General features: G+C 66.3%; 8 protein-coding genes. 6 read left to right on the top strand and 2 right to left on the bottom strand.

Features of this window, described 5'->3' with window-relative positions:
• Positions 1–47: 47 nt before the first annotated feature.
• Together ACPRTJ_RS26645 and ACPRTJ_RS26640 are read right to left on the bottom strand one after the other, a co-directional pair.
• A complete protein-coding gene (locus ACPRTJ_RS26645; protein ID WP_426427687.1) occupies positions 48–1,994 on the bottom strand; it encodes a DNA topoisomerase III in 1,947 nt (648 codons plus the stop codon).
• 123 nt (positions 1,995–2,117) lie between these two features.
• The gene (locus tag ACPRTJ_RS26640) at positions 2,118–3,395 is read right to left on the bottom strand and encodes a bifunctional O-acetylhomoserine aminocarboxypropyltransferase/cysteine synthase (protein WP_054916502.1); all 1,278 of its coding nucleotides are present in this window, start codon (positions 3,393–3,395) and stop codon (positions 2,118–2,120) included.
• 140 nt (positions 3,396–3,535) lie between these two features.
• Here ACPRTJ_RS26640 and ACPRTJ_RS26635 point away from each other — a divergent pair, with 140 nt between their 5' ends.
• The 6 genes from ACPRTJ_RS26635 to ACPRTJ_RS26610 all read left to right on the top strand — a co-directional run bounded on the left by ACPRTJ_RS26635 (position 3,536) and on the right by ACPRTJ_RS26610 (position 15,052).
• On the top strand, positions 3,536–5,299 hold the full coding sequence (locus tag ACPRTJ_RS26635) for a S8/S53 family peptidase (protein ID WP_043861107.1): 1,764 nt from the start codon (positions 3,536–3,538) through the stop codon (positions 5,297–5,299).
• A 169-nt stretch (positions 5,300–5,468) separates the two neighbouring features.
• Positions 5,469–6,938: a SulP family inorganic anion transporter gene (locus ACPRTJ_RS26630; RefSeq protein ID WP_426427684.1), complete on the top strand. Its 1,470-nt coding sequence runs from the start codon at positions 5,469–5,471 to the stop codon at positions 6,936–6,938.
• 164 nt (positions 6,939–7,102) lie between these two features.
• On the top strand, positions 7,103–7,906 hold the full coding sequence (locus ACPRTJ_RS26625) for a putative bifunctional diguanylate cyclase/phosphodiesterase (protein WP_088514871.1): 804 nt from the start codon (positions 7,103–7,105) through the stop codon (positions 7,904–7,906).
• A 201-nt stretch (positions 7,907–8,107) separates the two neighbouring features.
• Positions 8,108–9,733, top strand: coding sequence for a methyl-accepting chemotaxis protein (locus ACPRTJ_RS26620; RefSeq protein WP_426427682.1), 1,626 nt, complete (start codon positions 8,108–8,110; stop codon positions 9,731–9,733).
• A 139-nt stretch (positions 9,734–9,872) separates the two neighbouring features.
• Positions 9,873–12,674, top strand: coding sequence for an ATP-binding protein (locus ACPRTJ_RS26615; protein ID WP_043861103.1), 2,802 nt, complete (start codon positions 9,873–9,875; stop codon positions 12,672–12,674).
• The gene (locus ACPRTJ_RS26610) at positions 12,671–15,052 is read left to right on the top strand and encodes an ATP-binding protein (protein ID WP_426427679.1); all 2,382 of its coding nucleotides are present in this window, start codon (positions 12,671–12,673) and stop codon (positions 15,050–15,052) included. Before ACPRTJ_RS26615 ends, ACPRTJ_RS26610 begins: the two co-directional genes overlap by 4 nt.
• Positions 15,053–15,066 lie beyond the last annotated feature (14 nt).

Raw genomic sequence — 15,066 nt, 5'->3', positions numbered from 1 at the left:
TGGTTTCTGTAGGGGCCGGCCTTGCCGGCGAAGCAGCCGGCACGGGCCTAAGCCCCGGTTTTTTTCGCTTTGGTGGCACGGGGTCGCTTGCCGGCCGTGGCGCTGCTCTTGCGCTTCTTCTTCCACGGCGCGCCGCCGCGCCCGGCCGGCACCGGCGGCCCTGAAATGCGCAGGCTCATGCCCGAGCAGCGCTCCACCTGCTTGCTCATCCACGCCGACTGCTTGGCCACGAACGCTTCCAGGCTCATTTCGCCGCTCTGCACCATGTCCAGCGCCTGCTCCCAGATCGCCGTGGTGCCAGGGTCGGCAATCGCCCTTGGCACCGCGTCGATCAGGCTGAACGCCGCCGGCGTGGCCGACAGCGCCTTGCCCTGCTTGACCAGGTAGCCCCGGTCGAGCAGGCCCTGGATGATCCCGGCGCGGGTCGCTTCGGTGCCGATGCCGGTGGTGTCCTTGAGCTTCTGTTTAAGGCGCGGGTCGTCCACCAGCTTGGCGACGTTCTTCATCGCCTTGATCAGGTCGCCTTCGGTGAAGGGCTTGGGCGGTTGGGTCCACAGGTCCTTGAGGTTGACCCCGGCCACCTCGCACAGCTGACCCTCGTGCAATGCCGGCAGCACTTGCGCCACCGGCGCCTCGCGGCCCTTGGGCGGGGTCAGGGCTTCGGGCAGCGCGCGCCGCCAGCCCTGCTCGACGATCTGCTTGCCCACCGCACGCAGCGCCTGCCCGGCGCAATCGAAGTCGGCCTGGGTGCGGTCGTATTCATGGTTGGGCAGAAACTGCGCCAGGTAGCGGGCACGAATCAGCACGTACACCGACTTGTGCTTGGGCGGCAGGCGCGCCGGGTCGAGCGCGGCGGCGGTGGGGATGATGCCGTGGTGGGCGCTGACCTTGGCGTCGTTCCACGCGCGTGAGCGGCGTTGCGCCTGCAGGTGCGGCTGCAAGGGCGCCAGGCTCGGGTCGGCGCGCCCCAGCGCGGCAAGAATCGCCGGCGCCTCGGCGTGCTGGCTCAGGGGCAGGTAGCCACAGTCGCTGCGCGGGTAGGTGATGACCTTGTGGGTTTCGTACAGCGCCTGGGCGATGTCGAGGGTTTCCTGGGCGCCCAGGCCGAATTTCTTCGAGCACAGCTCCTGCAGGGTGCCCAGGTCGAAGGGCAGCGGCGCTGCCTCGCGCACGCGCTCGGTGGTCAGCGTCAAAAGGCGCGCCGTGGGCGCCGCCTGGATGGCCGCAGCCGCCTGCTGCGCGAACGCCTGGTTCAGGCAGCGGCCCTGGTCGTCGCACAGCTCGTCGGGCGCACGCCACTGGGCATTGAACACCGCGCTGGCGCTGCGCAACTGCACATCGATGGCCCAGAACGGCACCGGCACGAAATCGGCGATGCTGCGGTCGCGGTCAACCACCAGGCGCAGTGTCGGGGTTTGCACCCGGCCCACCGGCAACACGCCCTGATAGCCGGACTGGCGGCCGAGCAGAGTGAACAGCCGGCTCATGTTCATGCCGATCAGCCAGTCGGCACGCGAGCGGCCCAGGGCCGAGTGGTACAGGTTGAAGGTGGCGGCGCCGGGCCTGAGGGCGGCCAGGGCCTTGCGGATCGAGGCGTCGTCCAGCGCCGACAGCCACAGGCGCTGGATCGGCCCGCGATAGCGGCAGTGCTCCACCAGCTCGCGGGCGATCATTTCGCCCTCGCGGTCGGCATCGGTGGCAATCACCAGTTCGGCCGCCTCGCCGAGCAGGCGCTTGACCGCCTTGAACTGGGCGGCCGTCCTGGGTTTTACCAGCATTTTCCATTGCGCCGGGATGATCGGCAGGTCGGCCAGCGACCAGCGCTTGTAGCGGGCATCGTAGGCGTCGGGCGGGGCGGTTTCGAGCAGGTGGCCGATGCACCAGGTCACCGTGACGCCCGTGCCGACCCAGCAACCGTCGCCGCGGCGGCTGGCGCCGAGGACCTTGGCGATGTCCTTGGCCTGGGAGGGTTTTTCGCAGAGGTACAGGCGCATGGCCGAGTGAGCTCTTGGTCGGGCTGTGATGGGCCCTAGAATGCGCAGGATTGGCGATGCAGGCAAGGTTTATCTGTATGGATATACAGATGAATGTGTAGCGCTTGCCTGCCCGCCGATGCCTCAGCCGCGCGACGCTTCCAGTGCCTGGGCCAGGTCGGCCAGGATGTCGTCGCTGTGTTCGATGCCGATCGACAGGCGCACCATGTCACGCGGCACGCCGGCCTTTTCCAGCTCTTCGTCGTTCAACTGGCGATGGGTGGTGGAGGCCGGGTGGCAGGCCAGCGACTTGGCATCGCCGATGTTCACCAGGCGCACCACCAGCTTGAGTGCGTCGATGAAGCGTGCACCGGCCTCCTGGCCGCCCTTGATCCCGAACGACAGGATCGACGCCGGCTTGCCCTCGGTGTAGCGCAGCGCCAGCGCGTGCTCGGGGTGGTCTGGCAGGCCGGCGTACTTGACCCACGCCACCTGCTCGTGACCCTGGAGGTAGTGGGCCACCTTCAGGGCGTTCTCGGTATGACGCTCCATGCGCAGGGCCAGGGTCTCCAGCCCCTGCAGGATCAGGAAGGCGTTGAACGGCGACAGCGCCGCGCCGGTGTTGCGCAGCGGCACCACGCGGCAGCGCCCGATGAACGCCGCCGGGCCGAAGGCCTCGGTGTAGGTCACGCCGTGGTAGGACGGGTCGGGGGTGTTGAGCAGGGCGAAGCGCTGCTTGTGGTCGGCCCACGGGAAGTTGCCCGAGTCGATCACGATGCCGCCGATGCTGGTGCCGTGGCCGCCGATGTACTTGGTCAGCGAGTGCACCACCACGTCGGCGCCGTGCTCGAACGGGCGGCACAGGATCGGCGTGGCCACGGTGTTGTCGACGATCAGCGGCACGCCATGGCGGTGCGCGGCATCGGCCAGCGCGCGCAGGTCGACGATGTTGCCGGCCGGGTTGCCGATCGACTCGCAGAACACCGCCTTGGTCTTGTCGTCGATCAGCGCCTCGAGGGCGGCGATGTCGTCATGGGCGGCGAAGCGGGTCTGGATGCCGAAGCGCGGCAGGGTATGGGCCAGCAGGTTGTAGGTGCCGCCATACAGCTTGGCCACCGAGACGATGTTGTCGCCGGCCTCTGCCACGGTCTGGATGGCGTAGGTGATCGCCGCCATGCCCGAGGCCACCGCCAGTGCGCCCACGCCGCCTTCCAGCGCGGCCATGCGCTGTTCCAGCACATCGTTGGTGGGGTTCATGATGCGGCTGTAGATGTTGCCGGCCACCTTGAGGTCGAACAGGTCGGCACCATGCTGGGTGTCATCGAAGGCGAACGAGGTGGTCTGGTAGATCGGCACCGCAACCGCTTTGGTGGTCGGATCGGGGCTGAAGCCCGCATGGATCGCCAAGGTTTCCAGCTTCATGATGCAGTCGTTCCTTGAAAGTCGTGGAGGCCGAAGCATGCGCGGCGCGCAAACGCGGGGTCAAGCCTTGCCCCGCTGAACGATGACCTGCGCCAGCCGGTCGGATGGTCATTGCCTGCCACCCTGCAACGGAGTCGCCCATGCTGCCCCACCTGATTGCACCCGGTTTCGCCCTGCTGGCCCTGGCCAGCACCCTGGCCATCGCCGCCGAGCCCTTGCGCATCACCGGCCTGCAGCGCTGTGGCGATGTGCTGAGCGCGGTGCAGCAGCAGTGGTGCGTGAGCACCCGCGGTCTGGCGCAGGGCACGCCCGGGGTGCATCTGGACGGGCACGTGCTGCCCGCCGCCCGTGTCACCCGCGATGGCGATACGCTGCGCCTGAACCTCGATACGGCGCGGTTGGACAGCGGCCCGTTGTGGCTGCAGGACGCGGGCGGCCAGGCCAGCAACCCGGTGTGGCTGTCGCTCAAGGCCAGCCATGTGGTGCCCGCCGGGCCGGGCGAGGTGGCGAAGAACATGGACGGCCTGACCACCTATGTTGACCTGGTCAGCCTGCTGATCGAAGAGCGCCACGACGGCCTGCAGGAGGCCCGGCGCCTGGCCGACAAGTACGGCGCCAAGGTGGTGGGGGCGATCGCGCCGCTGAACGTCTACCAGCTGCGCCTGCCGGTCAGTGACCTGGTGCAGCGCGATGCCATGGTGTTGCGCCTGGGCAGCGAGGTCAGCGTGGACGCCGTGGTGATCGAGGAGTCCGCGCCGGAAAAGGGCGAGGAGCGCGAACCCGCAGATGCGCAGGCCCGGCCCGGCGGCGAGGAGTGGGCCGCCAACCGTTTCATGGACGCGGTCAACTTCTACCAGCGGCGCATCCCTGCCCGCGATGCGGCGGTACCGGTCAGCCCGGTTCGCATCGGCGTGATCGAGCGCGACGTGGATTTCGACGCCCCCGATTTCGCCGATTACCTGGGCCCGTGCCGTGGCGAGCGACCACGCACTTGCCTGTACGCGCGTGACGCCGACAAGCCCGACGGGCATGGCAGCACGGTGGCCGGGGTGCTCGCCGCGCGCTGGGAGCAGGGCGGCAACACCGGTTTTCTGCGCGGGCTCGACCCGGCCAGCCCCGGCTTCGAGGTGATCGTGGAGCGCAATTCCGACGCTGGCATCACCGCCAACATCGCCGCCTCGGTCAACCTGGTGGAGGATGGCGTGCGGGTGCTGAACTGGAGCTGGGGCATCCACCGGGTGGGGGCGAAGAACGTCGAGGGCGACGAGGTCGACTCGCTGGTGCGCTCGGGCCTGGCCATGAGCGGCTATGAAGAGCTGCTGGAGGAGTTCTTCCTGTGGCTGCGCAAGGAGCACCCGGACGTCGTGGTGATCAACTCGGCGGGCAATGGCGCGTCGTACTCGGGTACCGACGAGTACCGCCTGCCATCCTCGTTCGTCACCGAGCAGTTGCTGGTGGTGGGCGGGCACCAGCGCAGCGAGCGCCCGGTGGCGGTGGATGATCCGGCCTATGTGGTCAAGCGCGCCGCCTCCAACATCGACGCGCGCGTGGACATCACCGCCGCCGCCTGCGTGCAGGCGTCCACTGCGCAGGCCGACCAGCGCGGCGAGGTGCACTGCGGTACCTCCTATGCCACGCCGATGGTGGCCGGGGTGGTGGCGGCCATGCTCTCGATCAACCCGCGCCTGCAGCCCGAGCAACTGCGCCTGTTGCTGCGCCGCAGCGCCATGACCCTGGGCGGCGAGGGCGACTTCGAGCCGATGGACGCCGAAGACCTTACCGCGCCGATCCTGCCGTCCGAGCGCAACTACCAGCTCAATGACAAGGACGTCGGCCGCTCGGCGCGGCTGGACATGCACAAGGCCCTGGACCTGGCGGTGCAGAGCCGCGACCGGGTGCGATGAGGGTGTCGCCTTCATCGCGGGTCCAGCCCGCTCTGCACAGTCCTGTGGGAGCGGGCTTGCCCCGCGATGGCTGCGACGCCGTTTGTGTTTGAGGTAAGCTAGCCAACCTTTTGCACCCCCTCGATACCCTGTCACCCCCGCAGGCGATGCCCTGCCGATTGGAACCCCGATGCAGCCCACACGCAAACCCTTCCGACTCGCCCCCGTGCGCGCCGACGTGCTCGCCGGCCTCACCACCGCCTTCGCCCTGGTGCCCGAGTGCATCGCCTTCGCCCTGGTTGCGCACCTCAACCCGCTGATGGGCCTCTACGGCGCCTTCATCATCTGCACCCTGACCGCACTGTTCGGTGGGCGCCCGGGCATGGTTTCCGGCGCCGCCGGCTCGATGGCGGTGGTGATCGTCGCGCTGGTGGTGCAGCACGGCGTGCAATACCTGCTGGCCACGGTGCTGCTGGGCGGGCTGGTGATGCTGCTGTTCGGCCTGCTGCGCCTGGGCAAGCTGGTGCGCCTGGTGCCGTACCCGGTGATGCTCGGCTTCGTCAACGGCCTGGCCATCGTGATTGCCCTGGCCCAGTTCGAACACTTCAAGTCCGGCCAGGCCTGGCTTGCCGGCAATGCGCTGTACCTGATGCTCGGCCTGGTGGCACTGACCATGGCCATCGTCTACGTGCTGCCACGCCTGACCCGCGCCGTGCCGCCGGCGCTGGTGGCGATTCTCGGCGTGGGCCTGCTGGTGTACCTGTTCGACCTGCCCACCCGCACCCTGGGCGACATGGCGCACATTGCCGGCGGCCTGCCGGGCCTGGCCCTGCCCGAGGTGCCATGGACCCTCGACACCCTGCGCATCATCGCGCCATACGCAGTACTGATGGCCATGGTCGGCCTGCTCGAAACCCTGCTCACCCTCAACCTCACCGACGAAATCACCGAGAGCCGCGGCCACCCCGACCGCGAATGCGTGGCGCTGGGCGCGGCCAACATGGTCTCGGGCCTGTGCGGCGGCATGGGCGGCTGCGCGATGATCGGGCAGACCGTGATCAACCTCGGCTCCGGCGGGCGCGGTCGGCTGTCGGGCGTCGTGGCCGGGGTGATGATCCTGATGTTCGTGCTGTTTCTCGCGCCGCTGATCGAACGCATTCCGCTGGCGGCACTGGTGGGGGTGATGTTCGTGGTGGCGCAGCAGACCTTCGCCTGGGCATCGCTGCGGGTGCTGCACAAGGTGCCGGTGAACGACGTGCTGACCATCGTGGCGGTCACCGTGGTCACGGTGTTCACCGACCTGGCGGCTGCCGTGATGTTCGGCATCATCATCGCCGCCCTGAACTTTGCCTGGCAGCAGGCCCGCGAGCTGTACGCCGACAGCGACGTGCACGCCGACGGCAGCAAGCTGTACCGCGTGCACGGCACCCTGTTCTTTGCGTCGGTCACCACCTTTCTGAACCAGTTCACCCCGGCCGACGACCCGGCCGAGGTGACCCTGGACTGCGCCCACCTGCGGGTGGTCGACTACTCGGCGATCGCTGCCATCAAGACCCTGCGCGAGCGCTATGCCAAGGCCGGCAAGCACCTGCGCGTGGTGCACCTGACCGAGCGCTGCAAGCAACTGCTCAGGCGCGCGGGGGAGCAGCACACCGCCTGAGCCCACGCGCATTTTTAAGGATCTGCTGATGGTCCGCGCTGCGGCATGTGCCTGAACATTGGCCTGTCACGGGAGTGACGTTCTCTGACGGCAAGCCTGTTGATTGGAGGAGTCTTTCGAAGCGGTGGATGGGCTATGGCACGCCTGCGTGGGAGGGGTGAGTGATGAATCAGTCGGCGCTTTACGTGGTCTCGACGCCCGTCGCGAGTACGTCGTTGCAGTCGGACCTCGGAAGGGCCCTGGAGCGGGATCAGTTCGAACTGCATTATCAACCGCTCTACCGCGTCGATCAGGGCCGCCCCTACATCGCGGGTGTCGAGGCGCTGCTGCGCTGGCGATCTGCCGGGCAACTGGTGCCGCCGCTGGCGTTCATCCCCACCCTTGAAGCCACCGGGCAGATCGTACCGGTTGGCGAGTGGGTGCTGCAGCGCGCCTGTCGACAGGTCCGCGACTGGCAACTGGCCGGGCAGGGGCAGCTGCACTGTTCGGTCAACGTCTCCAGCCTGCAGCTGGAGCAGGTCGGCTTCGCCGCCTCGGTGCGGCGCGTTCTGCAGGCCTGCGGGCTGCCGCCGGCGAGCCTGATCCTGGAAATCACCGAAAGCCAGTGGGTCAGCGACAGTGCCCAGGTCAAGGCCTGCCTCGATGAACTGGTGAGCATGGGCGTGCGGCTGGCGCTGGATGATTTCGGCACCGGCTACTCAGCCCTGAGTTGCCTGCTGCGTTTTCCATTGAGCATCCTCAAGGTCGACAGGAGCTTCGTCAGCGGCCAGCCCCAGAGCGGCAAGCTGCACGCGATCTGTCGTGCAATCATTGGGCTGGGGTGCGAGCTGGGCTTCGAAGTGGTTGCCGAAGGCGTCGAGGAGGCTGACCACCTGGACTTCATCGTGGGCCAGGGCTGCCATTACGCGCAGGGTTACCTGCTCAGCCGGCCCTTGCCGCCGACGGAGTTGCAACGCCTGTTCAACTAGCGGCTGCCACCGCCACGCAAGGGAGCCTGGCCGCTCGGAGTGTGGGCGTACCTCGATCGCCGATCATTGGAGGGCGGTGTGCAGGCCCGTTTTCAGGCTTGCCTGATAGGCTATTTCAAACGCCCTCATTAAAGTCCCCACCAGCAACGACGCGGAGTCGGGTGCCTCCGATTTTCTGCTTGTTTCTATGAGGGATTGAACATGCTGCTTAGAAATTTCAGGCTGGGCCATCGAGCAATACTGGTGTTTTTCGTATTGAACGTGCTGGTCATTGTCCTGGGTGTGGTTTCCATCATGCAAATGGGCCGAGTGCGTGCCGCTGCCCTGGAAATCGAGAAGAACTGGATGGAAAGTGTGCGCCAGGGAGGCGCGATCGACGCGCTGGTGCTGCGCCTGCGGCTTGAAAGCTATCGCCTCCTCAGTACCGATGACACAGCGATCAGGAAGATGTCCATCGAGACCATCACCGGTGCACGCAGCGAGCTCGACAAGGCGGTCACCGACTATCGTCACCAGGTGTCCAGCCCGGACGAACAAGCGGCCTACGACGATGTCAAGACAGGGATCGCCAACTACATAGGGCAGCTGGACAGCTTTCTGGAACGGGTGCAGGCCGACCACGCCGCCGAAGCCACTGAGTACCTCAACCAGACGACTCGGCCGCTGGCGAACAGCCTGCAGATCGTTATCGGCAAGATGATGGACATCAACCGCGAAGGTGCCCGTCAATCGGGGATCGAGTCCGAGGCCATCTATCAGAGCTCGGTGAAGACCGTGATCGTGATCATCAGCGTGGTCGTGGTGTTGAGCATCCTGATGGGGGTTCTGTTCGCGCGCAGCATCACCGTGCCGTTGCTGGCGGTGCTGGGGGTCAACCAGCGGATTGCCGAAGGCGACCTGCGCAGTGTCGTGCCGATGTCCGGCAAGGACGAGCTGACCGACCTGATGGCCTCGACCGCGAGCATGCAGGCCAGCCTGCGTGACACCATTCGTCTGATGGGCGACTCGTCGAACCAGTTGGCCGCAGCGGCCGAACAGATGCATTCGGTGGCCGAGGAATCGAGCCGCGGGCTGCAGCAGCAGAGCGATGAAATCGAACAGGCCGCCACCGCCGTGAACGAGATGACGGTTGCGGTCGAAGAGGTGGCGCGCAACGCAGCCTCCGCGTCGGAAGTCACCCAGCAGTCCGCCAGTTCGACCCGCACCGGTTCCGAGCGGGTGACCCAGGCGGTTGTCGCCATCCAGAACCTGACAACGATTGTCGAGTCCACCAGCGGGGAAGTCGAAGGCCTTGCGAACAGGGCACAGAACATCAGCAAGGTGCTGGACGTGATTCGCGCGATTGCAGAGCAGACCAACCTGCTGGCCCTCAATGCTGCCATCGAGGCTGCCAGGGCCGGTGACCAGGGGCGCGGGTTCGCCGTGGTGGCCGACGAGGTGAGGGCACTGGCCCACCGTACCCAGGAGTCCACCAAGGAAATCGAGACCATGATCGCCGACATCCAGGCGGGGGCCGAGCAGGCGGTAACGGCGATGTCGCAAAGCCGCGTCAATGCCCAGGACACCCTGGGGATCGCGCAGGAAGCCGGCGCCGCACTGGATGCGATTGCCCGTTCGATCACCGAGATCAACGACCGCAACTTCCTGATTGCAACCGCTTCCGAAGAGCAGGCGCAGGTGGCACGTTCGGTGGACCACAACCTGGTGAGCATTCGCGATCACTCGGTGCAGACCTCCGACGGCGCCAGCCAGACGGCCACTGCAAGCAACGAGCTGTCCAGGCTGGCGATTGCCATGGCCGACCTGACCCGGCGTTTCACCACGTGAAACCGCGCCGGTGCACCAGCCACGGCATGCGCATTCGCGGCGGTACATCGAGCTGAGCCAAGCGCCCTGGCTGTGCTGGGGCGCATTTTTAAGGCTTGCCTGATAGTGCTGCGCAGCAAAGGGCACTTAAGCTGGCGCCATGAAATTGAAGCATTTCCTGCAACCCACCGACTCGTTCTTCTCCACCCCCAAGGCCGTGCGCCGGCTGCTGCGATTGTTCGCCCAGTTGCTGGTGCTGGGCATGGTGGTGGGTGCGATCATTTCCCTGAGCTCGATTCTCAGAAACGAAGTTTCCCGTCGTCAGGGGCTCATGAGCGATGCCATCGCCAATGCACGGGTGTTCTTCACCCAGCGCGAGGCGCTGCTCAAGAGCCTCGCGCTGTCGGCGGTGGCGAAGCCACCTGGGCAACAGTTCGCGGTGGCGCAGCAGGTCGGCCACCGACAGCCCGGTGACGATCTCCGCTGGGACCTGCAGTTGTCCGGGCGCATGGTGGATTTCCTCACGACAAACCGCATCAACCTGCTGTACGTCGCCGATCAGGTGGCGGCCCGCGTGGTGTACCTGAACCGCACGGTCAGCTTCGATACGCCGATCCCTGGCGCGGTGCTGAGCCGCCTGCAGCGTATTGATCCCACCCTGCCCGAGGCGGACCAGGCGGTCTGGCTCAGCGATCAGCAGGCGTCGACGCCGCGGCTGTATCTGTTCGTGCGGGTGGATTTCCACCAGCCCCGATCGGGCTGGCTCGGCATGGAGATGGATGCCAGCGACGTGGCCAGCACGCTGCACGATGACGCGGCAGGGCAGTTCATGATGCTCAACCCCAGAGGCGATGTGATGATGCGCAGCGTGTCGAGCGTGTACCCGTCGCTGCCCTTGCCGAAGCTGGAGACAGGCCATGACTTCGGCTTCTCCGGGGAAGGCTTCTGGCCCGACCAGCTGGTGATGCGCAAGAAGCTGGGCTACTCGGATTGGAAGCTGTTCTATGCCATCGGGCTGGAGGCCTTGCTCAAGGTGTTGTGGTGGCCGTTGCTGGCTGCCAGCGCCCTGATCCTGCTGATCGGCGTGCTGGTGGGGCGCCTGGTGACGCGCGTCGAACGGCGCCTGATCACCCCGGCGACCCAGCGCATCGATGCACTGATCGAAAGTGAAGCGTTCAACCGCGCGATCATCCAGACCGCCCCGGTGGCGCTGTGCGTGCTGCGCCGCGCGGATGGCCAGGTGGTACTGGAGAACACCTTGTCGCAGCAGTGGCTGGGCGAGTGCAAGGAGCGCGAGCGCCTGTGCCACGGCTGGATCGAACAAGCCTTCAGCGACCGCGAAATCGTCCAGTCCGACGAGTTCCAGGCTGGCGACGGTCGCCACCTGCACCTGAGTTTCGTGCGCACCCGCTACAACGGCGAGGATGTGCTGTTCTGCGCCTTCAGCGATATCAGTACGCGCAAGCAGGCCGAGGCCGCGATGACCATGGCCAAGCAGATGGCCGATGCCGCCAACGAAGCCAAGACACTGTTCCTGGCGACCATGAGTCACGAGATACGCACGCCGTTGTATGGCGTGCTCGGAACCCTGGAGCTGCTGGCCCGTACCGAGCTGAGGGGGCCGCAGAAAGACTACCTGCACGCCATCGAGAGTTCCTCGGCAGCGCTGCTCAACCTGGTGTGCGATGTTCTCGATGTGGCCAAGATCGAAGCCGGTCAGTTGGCCCTGGAGGCCAGCGAGTTCTCGCCGCTGGAGCTGATCCACGACGTGACCCAGAGCTACGCCGGTGCTGCGCGCAGCAAGGGGTTGTATCTGTATGCCTTCGTCGACCCGCACATGCCGGCGCTGTTGCGCGGCGACATAACGCGCATCCGCCAGGTGCTGAACAACCTGCTCAACAATGCGGTGAAGTTCACCGAGAGCGGGCAGATCGTACTGCGTGCCAAGGTCGGCTCGATGACCGAGGAACGGGCCGACATCCTCTGGCAGGTCAGCGACAGCGGCCCGGGCATTGCCCCGGACGACCAGGCCTTGCTGTTCGAGCCGTTCTACCAGTCCTCGACCAAGACCAACGTGGTGCCCGGCACCGGCCTGGGCCTGTCCATCTGCCAGCGCCTGGCCGCCTTGATGAACGGCAGCATCCGCGTGGTCAGCGCCGTGGGCCTGGGCAGCAGCTTTACCTTGAGCATTCCGCTGGGGCGCTCGTACCCGATGCCGGCGAGCGATACGCCGCGCCTGGCCGACGAGATGATCTACGTGCATTCCCCGGTGCTGGAAATGGCCGAATACGTCAGTGGCTGGCTACGGCGCTGGGGCGCACAGACCCATATCGGGCTGCCACCCGAGATCCAGGCCGCGCATGACGTGCTGCTGGTGGAGGCCCACCCGCACACCGCGCACCCCGTCCTGCTGGAGTGGAGCGGGCCGCGTGTAGTGATATGCCCGCAGGAGTGCGAGCCGCCGTCGCAGCAACGCTACTGGCGGGTCAAGCTCAACGACCTGAACGGGCTGCTGGCGGCCGTCAGCCAGGCCCAGGGCATCGCCCCCCCGGCGCCTGGCCGGATCGAGCACGAGATCACCCGGCAACTGGACCTGAGGGTACTGGTCGCCGAAGACAATGTGATCAACCAGCTGATCGTCAAGGACCAGCTGGAGGAGCTGGGGTGCAGCGTGGGCCTGGCCCGCGATGGGCATGAGGCCCTGGCGCTGTGGCAGAACGAGGTGTTCGACGTGGTGCTCACCGACATCAACATGCCGCGCATGAATGGCTATGACCTGGCCAAGGCCCTTCGTCGTCAAGGTTGCGTGGTGCCCATCATCGGTGCCACGGCCAATGCCATGCGCGACGAGGGCGATCGGTGCCTGGCGGTAGGCATGCAGCAGCTGCTGGTCAAACCCTTCGGCCTCGGTGCGCTGTTCACCTGCCTGCAGCACTGCCAGCGTGAAGAGAGGCGAGCGTGACGTCGTTGGCCAGAAGCTCCCTACGCCTCGGTATCGGCTTGCTGCTTGGCATTGCCCTGATCTTCCTGCTGGCGATGACCCACGAGCAATGGGCAGCGCAGTACTGCGTCGATTGCGTCAGCTTCATCCGTGGGGCGAATTTACCGCTGCTGCGCATCGTGCTGGCATTCGCGTTGCTCAGTGCCCTGCTGGGGTGGCTGTACTACCACTATCGCCGGCAGGTCATCGCGCCGGCTCGCCAGGCCCGGAGCGAGCTGCTCGACAGCCAGGCGTTCAGCCTGGCGGTGATCGAAAGTGCACCTGCCGGGCTGATTGTCATCCGCCTGCACGACCACCAGGTGGTGGTGGAAAATCAGCGTGCCAAGGACAGTCGCGAAGTGGCGCAGTCCATCGTCGAGATGGCGCGCCAACCCGGCATCGAACTGTGCGGCGAGGCGAGCATGGTGCTGCAGGGTCGCTGTTTCCGGCTCAGTTTCTCCTCGACCCGCTACCAGGACCAGCAGGTGCTGCTGTGCGCGTTCACCGACGTCACCGAACACCTGGAACGCGCGGTGGCCTTGAGCCAGGCCAAGTCCATGGCCGACAAGGCCAGTGAAGCCAAGACCCTCTTCCTGGCGACCATGAGCCACGAGATCCGCACCCCGCTGTACGGCGTATTGGGCACCCTGGAGCTGCTCGGCCTGACCGGCCTCGACCAGCGCCAGATGGATTACCTCAGCATCATCCAGCGCTCGTCCTCGACATTGTTGCAACTGATCAGCGATGTGCTGGACGTGTCCAGGATCGAGTCGGGTCAACTCACCCTTGAGTCGGTGGCCTTTTCGCCATTGGGCCTGATCGAGGACGTGATGTCCGCGCACATCGCCAACGCGCGTGCAAAGGGCCTGCAGATCTATGCCTGCGTGGCACCGGAAATACCCGACCAGCTGGTAGGGGACGAGGTGCGCATCTGGCAGATCCTCAACAACCTGCTGGGCAATGCGATCAAGTTCACCGACATCGGGCGGGTTGTGCTGCGCTGTCGCGTGGCCAGGGGCGAAGGGCAAGACATCATGCTGGAACTCCAGGTCACCGACACCGGCATCGGCATTTCCCCGGAGCAGCAGCTGCACCTGTTCGAGCCGTTCTACCAGGCCCGCGCGAGCAACCTTGTCAGCGGCACCGGGCTTGGCCTGTCGATCTGCAGCCGCTTCAGTGCGTTGATGGGCGGCGAGGTGAAGGTGGTCAGCGAACAGGGGTTGGGCAGCAGTTTCACGCTACGCCTGCCGTTCGTGCTGCCGGACACGCCGTTGCCGGCAGAACCTGGCATCGACCTCGGCGGCGTGCAGGTGTACGTGCGTGCGCCCGTGCTGGAGCTGGCCGAGAACATCGGCAGCTGGCTGCTGCGCTGGCATGCCACGGTTACGGTGCTCAGCGCCGCGCAGCACGAGGTGCACAGCGGGGCGCTGCTGGTCGAGGTACTGGGCAACGGCAAGTGGCTGCCGGACTGGAACGGCCGGCGCCTGTTGTGCGACTACGACGGCCCGCAGGTTCCCGAGCCGATGGAGGCGGGCTGGCGCGTCAGCGCCAATCATGTGCGGGCGATTGCCGGCGCCGTGCTGATGGAAAAGAACGGCGTCACCGAGCCCGCACCGCCTGGCGCAGCCCCTGCCTTACCGGCGCTTGGCCTGCAGGTGCTGGTGGCCGAGGACAACCTGATCAACCAGGCCATTCTCAAGGAACAACTCGAAGCCCTGGGCTGCACCGTGGAACTGGCCAGCGATGGCCAGCAGGCGCTGCAGCAGTGGCGCAAGTACCGCTTCGACGTGCTGTTGACCGATGTCAACATGCCGGTCATGAACGGCTACGAGCTGGCGCGCGCGATACGCCTGCAGAACGCCAAGGCGCCGATCATCGGCGTTACCGCCAATGCCATGCGCGACGAGGGCGAGCGTTGCCAGGCAGCGGGCATGACCTGCTGGGTGGTCAAGCCGCTGAGCCTGACCACCTTGCGCAACCTGCTGCTCAATGTCACCCCGGCGCTGGCGCACGAGGAGGCCGGGCGCCAGCCGTCGCTAGAGCTGTCGGTGCAGTTGGCCGAGGCGGAGTCATCGGCAGCGGGCATCGTGTTGTCGCCGGCCATGCGCGACCTGTTTTTGAGTACCATGGAGAAGGACATCCGCGCCATTCGCCTGGCCCTGGCGGCCGGCGAGCAAATCGACGTCCTGCACAAAGTGCATGGTGTCAGTGGCGCACTGTCGGTGGTGCAGGCGCACGCGCTGGCCAGGCTGTTCGGTGAGCTTGAGCACCGCCTGCGCGCGCCCAGCCTGCAGCTCACCTTGATTGACGATATTCACCAGGCGCTCGACCGGCTCTGCGACTTGATGAGTTCGGTATGACCCGGGCCGAGACT

This window comes from Pseudomonas palmensis, from assembly GCF_049942755.1.
Taxonomy (GTDB): Bacteria; Pseudomonadota; Gammaproteobacteria; order Pseudomonadales; family Pseudomonadaceae; genus Aquipseudomonas; species Aquipseudomonas palmensis.
Note: the sequence above shows the minus strand (reverse complement) of the source record. Positions and strands in the feature narration are given on the sequence as shown.